Annotated in this window: 9 protein-coding genes; 2 read left to right on the forward strand and 7 right to left on the reverse strand. The window is 60.9% G+C overall.

Features of this window, described 5'->3' with window-relative positions; translation table 11 throughout:
• Nucleotides 1–222: hypothetical protein (locus NW819_RS10620; protein WP_414413721.1), on the forward strand; the 222-nt coding region annotated here is incomplete at its 5' end.
• A gap of 59 nt (nucleotides 223–281) precedes the next feature.
• Here the strand turns inward: NW819_RS10620 and NW819_RS10625 are convergent.
• From NW819_RS10625 to NW819_RS10655, 7 genes are all read right to left on the reverse strand, one after another.
• Nucleotides 282–1148, reverse strand: a complete 867-nt coding sequence (locus tag NW819_RS10625; protein WP_414413722.1) for a DUF2993 domain-containing protein — start codon at nucleotides 1146–1148, stop codon at nucleotides 282–284.
• Nucleotides 1149–1255: 107 nt separating this feature from the next.
• The gene (locus tag NW819_RS10630) at nucleotides 1256–2704 is read right to left on the reverse strand and encodes an NAD(P)/FAD-dependent oxidoreductase (protein WP_414413723.1); all 1449 of its coding nucleotides are present in this window, start codon (nucleotides 2702–2704) and stop codon (nucleotides 1256–1258) included.
• Complete coding sequence (locus tag NW819_RS10635) at nucleotides 2691–3305, reverse strand: nucleotidyltransferase family protein (RefSeq protein ID WP_414413724.1); 615 nt, start codon at nucleotides 3303–3305, stop codon at nucleotides 2691–2693. Before NW819_RS10635 ends, NW819_RS10630 begins: the two co-directional genes overlap by 14 nt.
• Nucleotides 3295–3981, reverse strand: coding sequence for a twin-arginine translocase subunit TatC (gene tatC / locus NW819_RS10640; protein WP_414356410.1), 687 nt, complete (start codon nucleotides 3979–3981; stop codon nucleotides 3295–3297). The genes NW819_RS10635 and tatC overlap by 11 nt, the downstream gene beginning before the upstream one ends.
• A 258-nt stretch (nucleotides 3982–4239) precedes the next feature.
• The gene (locus NW819_RS10645) at nucleotides 4240–5448 is read right to left on the reverse strand and encodes an amino acid ABC transporter permease (RefSeq protein ID WP_414413725.1); all 1209 of its coding nucleotides are present in this window, start codon (nucleotides 5446–5448) and stop codon (nucleotides 4240–4242) included.
• Nucleotides 5449–5451: 3 nt separating this feature from the next.
• Nucleotides 5452–6687, reverse strand: a complete 1236-nt coding sequence (locus NW819_RS10650) for an amino acid ABC transporter permease (RefSeq protein ID WP_414413726.1) — start codon at nucleotides 6685–6687, stop codon at nucleotides 5452–5454.
• Between the two features lie 35 nt (nucleotides 6688–6722).
• Nucleotides 6723–7742: an amino acid ABC transporter substrate-binding protein gene (locus NW819_RS10655; protein WP_414413727.1), complete on the reverse strand. Its 1020-nt coding sequence runs from the start codon at nucleotides 7740–7742 to the stop codon at nucleotides 6723–6725.
• Between the two features lie 281 nt (nucleotides 7743–8023).
• Here NW819_RS10655 and NW819_RS10660 point away from each other — a divergent pair.
• Nucleotides 8024–8525 (forward strand): amino acid ABC transporter ATP-binding protein (locus NW819_RS10660; RefSeq protein WP_414413728.1); only part of this gene is annotated, 502 nt, incomplete at its 3' end.

The following is an 8525-nucleotide window of genomic DNA, read 5'->3' on the forward strand; positions in this document are numbered from 1 at the left end:
GCTCCGCACCGCTACCGCGACCCAGGGGTCGAGTTTGCAGTTGGATGGCTGGATCATGATCTCACCTCAATACACCACTCCTGCCCGGCTACCGAAGGGAGTCGATGCCGCTCTCGTCTTGTGGACGGTGCGGTTCCCGACGGGGCACCAACGCAAACGGCCAGCAAGATCCCTTTCCCTCCGGTTGCTAGAGGGATCCTCGCCCAGAGGCACACCCTTTGAGATTGATCCCGATCACACCCGTTGCTGAACGGGAAAGGTCTCCGTCCTGCCCAGGCGAACTATCCCTGCGGCACAGTTGCGACTTCTGGGTAAATGGTCAGGATCCCTTCGTAGAGGATTTGGCCGGGCTGCACCTCCAAGCGGTCGATGCGCACGCCGGGATCCAACTGAATGGGGAAATCGGCCAGGCCGGGGATGGGGATCTCTTGGCCTTCGCTCACCCAGAGGGGATTGACCAGCCGCAACCGGTTGGGACCTTGGGCTTCTAGGCCGGTCAGCACCGTCACCGGCGCTTCCACCCCTTCGGGAGTGGTTAAGTTGGCCTGGATGCGCAGCCGACCCTGTTCCAGCGTGACCTGAGGCTGGCGGATAAGAAAAGGCACCACTTGGCCCCCAACAGGCAACTGCACCTGGGCCTGAGCCAGTTGGGCTTGGATGAGGGGAGCCTGGAGGGTGCGGTTCAGGTCTTCCTCGGTAAGGCGCAAGCTCACCTGCACCGGCACAGGGGCCAATAGCCGCAGTGGGCTCCGTCCTTGGATGGCTTCGCCCACATTGAGGCGAATATCCTGGCCCTGCAGCCGCAGATGACTGATCTGAAAGCCTTGATAGCTGAGGTTGTCTCCCGACACCTGGGCTTGAGGGATCTGCCCATTCAAAATCTGGGCGTCAGAGCCGACAATTTGCACTTGCAGGTTATCGACCCTCTGCACCTCAGAACGGATCCAAGCCGCCACCAAAGGGCTGAGAAGGGATCCGGCAATTTGGGCAAATCCGGGCCAAGGCCAAAACATGGTGGGTAGGCTGAGCAGCAATGCAAACCCTAGCCGCTGCCCCGCTTGCGAGAGCCGTTGGCGGCGACAGGCTGCCGATTGGGCTTCGAGAGGAGACGGATCTGGAGCAGGCCGATGGCAAGACGTGAGCAGCACTGGATACCTCAGGAGCAACGACAAGCGATGGTTTCCACCCGAACTACGACCAGACTAGGGCAGGACTTCTCCGCCGAACAGAGGGATCCCCCGCACACTTGGAGAGGCTATCCATCCGTCAACTGCCACCAAAGATACCCCAGCCGCAGGTAGTGAAGCCGTAGCCAGGGCAAAGGGAAAGAGCGGGGCGGCTGGCGAAACAGAGCGCTCATCTGAGAAGGGATCCCGGCGATCTCCTGGGCCAGCATTTTGCCCGCCCACACCGCCGTGGCTACACCGCTGCCGTGATAGGCCAAGCCGTACCACAGGCTGGGATCCGCCGGCGAAGGGCCAATATGGGGGTGAAACTGCCGAGAAAGGCAGACCAGTCCATTCCAGGCGTACTCGATCTCCACCCCTTCCCAAGCAGGGAAAAGACGATAGAGCTGTCGAGTCATCCAAGTGCGCAACTGCCGTCGCTCCGTCGGGGTATCGCGGGTGCCGCCCCGCCCCCCAAACAGCAAACGCCCATCCGGCAGCAGACGGTAATAGAACAGCAGCCGCCGCATGTCGTAGAGCGGCGTCGGATTCCACCACCCTTGCGCTTTCTGCTCCTGAGGCGTTAGAGGTCGGGTGACCAGGATGTTGGACAGTGCCGGCAACAGGGATCCCGCCAGTTGGGGATACAGGGCCTCTGGGGTGTAGCCATTGGTGGCGATGACCAAGTGCCGAGCGCGCACCGTTCCTCCCGGCGTGTGGCAGCAGTGGTGGGATCCCACCTTTTCCCAGGCCGTGACCGGACTGCCGCTGTACAGTTTTGCCCCCCACCGGTGGGCTGCTTGGGCCAGCCCTTGGGTGAGCTTGAGGGGGTTGAGGCCAAACCCCACCCCGATGTGCAAAGCGCCGTGGTTCTCTTGGCTGTTGAAGCCGCGTTCCCGCAGCTCTTTGGGGTTGAGGAGCTGGGCCGGGTAGCCCGCCACCTGAGTACAGAACTGGTACTCGGCCTCTAACTCCGACCATGCCTGTGGACGATGGGCCACTGCGTAGCAGCCCTGTCCCTGGGCCTCTAGGGAGAAGCCCTCGCTGGCCGCCAGCTCCCGAACGGTTTCCACTGCCTGCCATTGATCCCGGTAGTAGCGCTCCGTCTCCGCCAGCCCCACCCGCCGCACCATCTGGGTGTGGGTAAGGTGGCTCGACCCCACCCCGCAAAAGCCACCGTTGCGTCCCGAGGCCCCCCAACCCAGGGATCCCGCCTCCAGCAGGCAGGCAGAAATGCCATGGTCGCGGGCCAGGTGCAAGGCCGTCGATAGCCCCGTCAATCCTCCCCCCACAATGACCACCTCCGCGCCCACCTGCGCTTGCAAAGGTGCCGGATGCCGCCAACCGGGATCTGCTATCGTGCTGTCCCAGTAGCTGCCGACCGGACAGGCAGGATCGTAGGTGCTGGCAGGATAAAGGCCCTTTCTCATACGAGCAATGGGAAGAACATCTTGCTGGGCAACGCCGAAGTGCTCGGTACCGCTGAGGCGACCGGTCGCAGGACAAGTGCTGAAGGGGATCCCCTCACCCCTGGGCAACGCTGTCGCAACCGGCAGCAGCGGCCTCCATATCGGCAGGGGTATTGCAGTCCAGGAAGATCTCAGGAGTGTAGAGCTCCACCTCCTGTACCCGCCTGCCCAGATCCTGCAACAACCGGCGCAGGCCCAGGGTTTCTTCTCGGAGATCCAACAGCTTTTCCCGCAAGCGCCTGTCGATCAGGGTAGGGTGCCCCCGTCGCCCTCGATGCACCGGCACAGTAACCCAAGCGCGATGGCGCAGATGGTACTCCAGCAAGCTGTGGTAGATCCACGCCGGGCGGGGCTGATCCACCGCCGAAATGGCCAGCACCTGAAAATCGGCAGGGATCCCTTCCACCCCTACCCGAATGGAGTGGGTCTTGCCCAGCTCAGGAGCCGGATTGACCAGCACCTCTGCCCCTGCCAAGTGGGGTTGGGCTGCCGCCAAATGCTGGGATCCCAGCACCACCCAGGGTTGAAACCCCGCCTGTCGCCACTGAAAAATCTGGTAAGAGAGCAGGGTTTGCCCGTCTTTCCAGGGCAGAAAGGCTTTCGGCTCTCCCATCCGCGTGGAAAACCCAGCCGCCAAGATCAGCGCATGCAGCTTCGGCTCATTTGCCAAGGAGCTTCACCAGCAGAATGCCAAACAAATATAGAAACGTCACAGCCCCGGCCAAAAGGCTCTGGGTAAGGGGATCCGTCGAAGGGGTGAGAATGGCCCCCGCCACCACCGCGCCCAGAACCACATAGCGCCAGCCCTTGAACATCTGCTCGGCAGTCACCAGCCCCAGCGCCCCCAGCAGCGCCTGCAAAATCGGCACCTGAAAGGCCAGGCCGGTGCTGAACAGCAGCAGCAGCACAAACTCAAAGTAGCGGTCGATGGACCAAGCCTGATCCACCACCCCTTCGCCGTAGCGGATGAAAAAGTTGAGCGCCGCCGGAATGAGGAGATAGTAGGCAAAGACCAAGCCGGCCACAAAGAGAAGGCTGGATCCTAGCACCACCGGCCCCAGCAGCTTGCGCTCCTTCACGCTCAGCCCCGGCAAGACGAAGCGGGCAATTTGGTAGAGCAAAAAGGGTGTGGCCAGCAATAGCCCCGAGTAGGCCGCCACCTTCACAGAAACGAAAAAATACTCCCCCGGCGCCAGTTGCAAAAAGGTAACCCCCCGAGCGGGCACCTCCAGCAGGGCGACAATGCGGTTCACCACGGCAAAGCAAGCGATGATGCAGATCACCACCGCGATCACGCTGGCCAACAGGCGGCTGCGCAGCTCTTCCAAGTGCTCCATCAAGGTCATCTCGACCTCGTAGGGAAACTCCGGATCCCGCACCCGACCAGACTCAGGGGCCGCCGCGGCTTGCTCCGGGGATTCGGTCTCAGAGGCAAGGGTCATGGGCCAAGGTGTAACGAGACGTTCCCCGCTATCTTAGCGCTGCCCCCTCTCCAGGGAAAAGCACTTGCCCAACACTCCTCGCCATTGGGCGGTGGCCCAAGCCCGTTAAGGGGATCCCGGGGCCTGAGCAGATGAAACTGGGAAGGGGAGCGGTTGCAGTTTTTAGCGCTTGCCCAAGCCCAGCGCCTTTTCCACCTGCTGGGCGGCATAGGCCATGGCAAAACAGCAGATGAAGTAGATCAGGCCGATAAAAAACAGCACTTCCCGCTGGGTGCCCAGCCAGTTGGGGTTAGTGAACACCACCCGCCCCGCCTGCAGCAGGTCGATGAGGCCGACAATGAACACCAGCGACGTGTCTTTGAAGAGGGTGAGGAACTCGTTCACCAGCGCCGGAACGGCTGCCCGCAGTGCCTGGGGCAAAATCACCAGAGCCGTCACTTGAAAGGGGTTCAAGCCGAGTGCCCGTGCCGCTTCTAGCTGGCCCAGCGGGATTGACTGCAGGCCGCCCCGCACGTCCTCGGCCACGTACACGGCTGTAAACAAGATGAAGGCCACCTCCGCCCTGATGATCAGGTTGACGCTGATCCCCCCCAGAAAGAAGGGCACCAACAGCCAGGCGGCAAACAGAATGGTGGTCAGAGGCACCCCCCGCACCAGCTCGATCACCAGCGTGCAGAAGATCCGGATCACCGGCAACGCCCGATTGGCTCGGCCCAATGCCAGCAACACCCCGATGGGAAAGCCGATGATCATGGCGGCTGCCGCCAAGATCAAGGTCAGCAGCAGTCCAGACAGTTGCTCGGTTCGCACTGCCGGCCAATTGGGGCCCAGGTTGCCCAGCAGCAGCTGCAGACAGAGGGGCAAGATCAAGGCCCAAACCCAGATGGAAGCCAGCCGCCAGGATTCCCGTCCGCGACTGAGGGCAATAGCGGCAAAAGTGACGCCAGAGCAAACCGCCAGCCACCCCTGCGACTGGGTTCCCAAAGGCAGGAACGCGGCTAAGCCCATAGCAGCTCCCAAGAGAATGAGGTAGTGCAGCAGCACACCGCCCCAAGCCCCCCCCGCTACCCCCAAGGTGGCCAGCACAATTCCCAACACCGCCCACACCCGCCACAGTTGGCTGCTGGGGTAGGTGCCGCTGGCAAAGATTTTGAGGTTGGCCGGGATCACTTCCCAGCGGGCTTGGGTGAACGCCCAGTTCCAGAACAGGGAAATTGCCCAAGCCAATACCAAGGCGGAGACCAAGGTGAGCAAGGTGCTCAACCAGGAGTCAAACAGGTTGCGACGCACCCAAGCCAGCGGACTTTGTTTCTCCGTGGGGGGGAGTACCTTTTCTTCTTCTATAAGCGGAGAGGAGAGACTGCTGGGCATGGGTTAGCGCTCCACCAATTTGACGCGGGCATTGAGCCAGTTCATGCCGTAGGAAACCACCAGGTTGAAGGTCAGATAGGTGGCCATGAGGATGGCGAACATCTCCACCGAGCGTCCCGACTGATTGATGATGGTGCTGCTGATGTTGAACAGATCGGAAAAGCCAACGGCAATGGCCAAGCTGGAGTTTTTGATCAGGGTGAGATACTGAGTGTTCAACGAGGGGATCATGATCCGCAGGGCCTGGGGCACAATCACCAAGCGAAAGGTTTCCAGCTCCGACAGGCCGACGGCCCGGGCCGCCTCCCACTGCCCCCGCGGCACCGCCAAAAAGGATCCCCGCACCACTTCGGCAATGTAGCAGCCGGTGTAGGTCACCAAGCCCAGCATCATGGCGGTAAACTCCGCCGAAAGCTGGATCCCACCCCGGAAGTTAAAGCGCTCCAGTACCGGGACATCCAGCCGCACCGGCGGCTCTGGGAAGAGCACCCAGCAGGCCACCGCCAGCAGCGCCACCCCCGCAGCCACCCACAGGTTCCGCTGCCGGGATCCCAGCTCGGGTCGGCAGACTAGGAGCAGCTTGCGGATCCCCCACCCAGCCGCGATTACAATGGCCAGCGCGGGAACCAGCCAGCCGCTGGGATCCAACCCGGGCAGCTTCACTCCCCGCTGGTTGATAAAGACAAGCCCGCCGATGGAGAGACTGTTGCGCACCCCCGGCAGGGTGAGGATCACCCCCTGGTACCAGAAGATCACGATCAGCAGCACCGGGACATTGCGAAAGATCTCGGTGATGACGGTAGCCAATTGGCGGGCCAGCCAGTTGCTGGAGAGGCGAGCCATCCCCAGGACAAAGCCCATCGCCGTCGCCAACACAATGCTGACTGCCGACAGCCAGAGGGTGTTCACCGCTCCCACTGCCAGAGCCTTCAGGTAGCTCTCGGAAGGGTCGTAGGGGATCAGCCCCTCGGTGATCCCAAAGTTGGCAGAGTTGCCCAAAAAGCGGAATCCCAAGCTGATGCCCAGGCGACGCATGCTGGCGAGGAGATTTTGGGCGAGGATCCCGAACACCAGCAGCACGGCCACGACAAAGGCCACCTGCAGCAGAACTTTTAGGATGCGCTCATTCCGCCACCAGGGGGGGCGAAGGTGGGACTGGTCGGACAGAGAAGTCATGCGGGGCAAGCAAAAATTCAGAGCACAGCAGAGAATAGGGGATCCCTGGCCGGTACTGACCAACCGGGATCCCTAGGCCCGGATTCCGAATCAGCCGATCAGCGGAAAGGCGGCGCGTACTGGATCCCGCCTTTGGTGTAGGGCTGGTTCAAGCCCCGCGGCACGCCCAAGGGGGTCAGGTGGCGGTTGAAGATCTCGCCGTAGTTGCCCACCGCCTTGATGACATTGACCACCCAATCCGGCTTCAGGCCCAGCAGCTCTCCCAGGTTGCCTTCCTGGCCCAAGAAGCGGCGAATGTCGGGATCCTCGGACTTGAGGAACTCGTCCACATTGGCGCTGGTGATCCCCTTTTCTTCTGCATAGAAGAGGGCGTAGACCGTCCAGTTCATAATGTCGGAGAAACTCTCATCTCCGTGGGGAACCAGCGGCCCCAAGGGCTCTTTGGAAATGATCTCCGGCAAGATCACGTGGTCATCAGGAGAAGCCAAGCTGGCCCGGCGGGAGATGAGGGCGCTTTGGTCGCTGGTGATGGCATCGCAACGGCCCTCTTCGTAGGCGTTGAAAGAGGAATCGTCGCCGTCGAAGGTCACCGGGGTAAAAGGAATGCCACGGGCGCGGAAGGTATCCGCCAAGTTCAGCTCGGTGGTGGTGCCGGCAATCACACAGATGGTGGCCCCCTTCAGATCTTCCAATTTCTCCACCCCCAGCGACTTCTTCACCATAAATCCTTGGCCATCGTAGTAGACGGTGGGGCCGAAGGTGACCGCCCACTCCCGATCCCGGGTGAGGGTCCAGGTGGTGTTGCGGCTAATCATATCGACCTCGCCCGACTGAATCGCAGACTGGCGATTGGCCGCCGTCAGGTAGACGTATCGAACCTTGTCCGGATCTCCAAAGAGAGCGGCAGCTACTGCCCGGCAGATGTCGATATCAAAACCCACATACTTGCCTTGGTCATCCAGGTTGCCGAATCCGGGCAGTTGGTTGTTTACCCCACAGATCAACTCGCCCCGAGCCTTGATGCGGTCGGTGAGCGGCCCCAGCTGCGCCCAAGCGGGAAGGGACTGCAGGCCCATAGACAACGCCAGTGCCCCGGCCAAGGGAGCCAATCCGTTCAAATGCTTTATCCAGTTCATAAAATTACCCCATGTCAATCCTCAAGATCTTCGTCGTCAACAGTCGTTCATACACGGCACTTCAACCGAGATACCGTGCCATTGGGTTACACTCCTGCCACACCCCACACCCCATAGAATGGTTTGCCATAGGCGCCTACGATTTTCTCAAAGCCTTACATGTCAGGGCGTATGGAAATGTTGCAGAGGCTACGGTTGTGGCTCGGCCAGTTCTGCCATGGTACCCATGCCTGCTTTGGTGAAACTTAGGGAGTCACCCACCCATGCAAGGATCCCCGCACATAAGGTCTTCACTCTCTCCGCAAAGTGCAGCCAGCGCTGACATTATCCAATGCGAAGATGTTCACAAATGGTACGGCGATTTCCACGTCCTCAAGGGCATTACCACCCGCATCCGCCGCGGAGAGGTGGTGGTGGTCTGTGGGCCTTCAGGTTCGGGCAAGTCAACGTTTATTCGCACGTTGAACCGCTTAGAAGAACACCAGAGAGGGCGCATTGTGGTAGATGGCATTGAGCTAACCAGCGACCTGCGCAACATCGATGCCATTCGCCGCGAGGTGGGCATGGTTTTTCAACAGTTCAACCTGTTTCCCCATCTCACGGTTTTGCAAAATGTAACCCTTGGCCCAATCCACGTGAAAAAGATGAAAAAAAGTGAGGCGATAGAGCGGGCTATGGAACTGCTAAGCCGCGTGGGGATCGCCGAGCAAGCAGAAAAATACCCGGGGCAACTTTCGGGGGGGCAGCAGCAGCGGGTGGCGATTG

Source organism: Synechococcus sp. R8-2 (assembly GCF_047461715.1).
Taxonomy (GTDB): domain Bacteria; phylum Cyanobacteriota; class Cyanobacteriia; order Thermostichales; family Thermostichaceae; genus Thermostichus.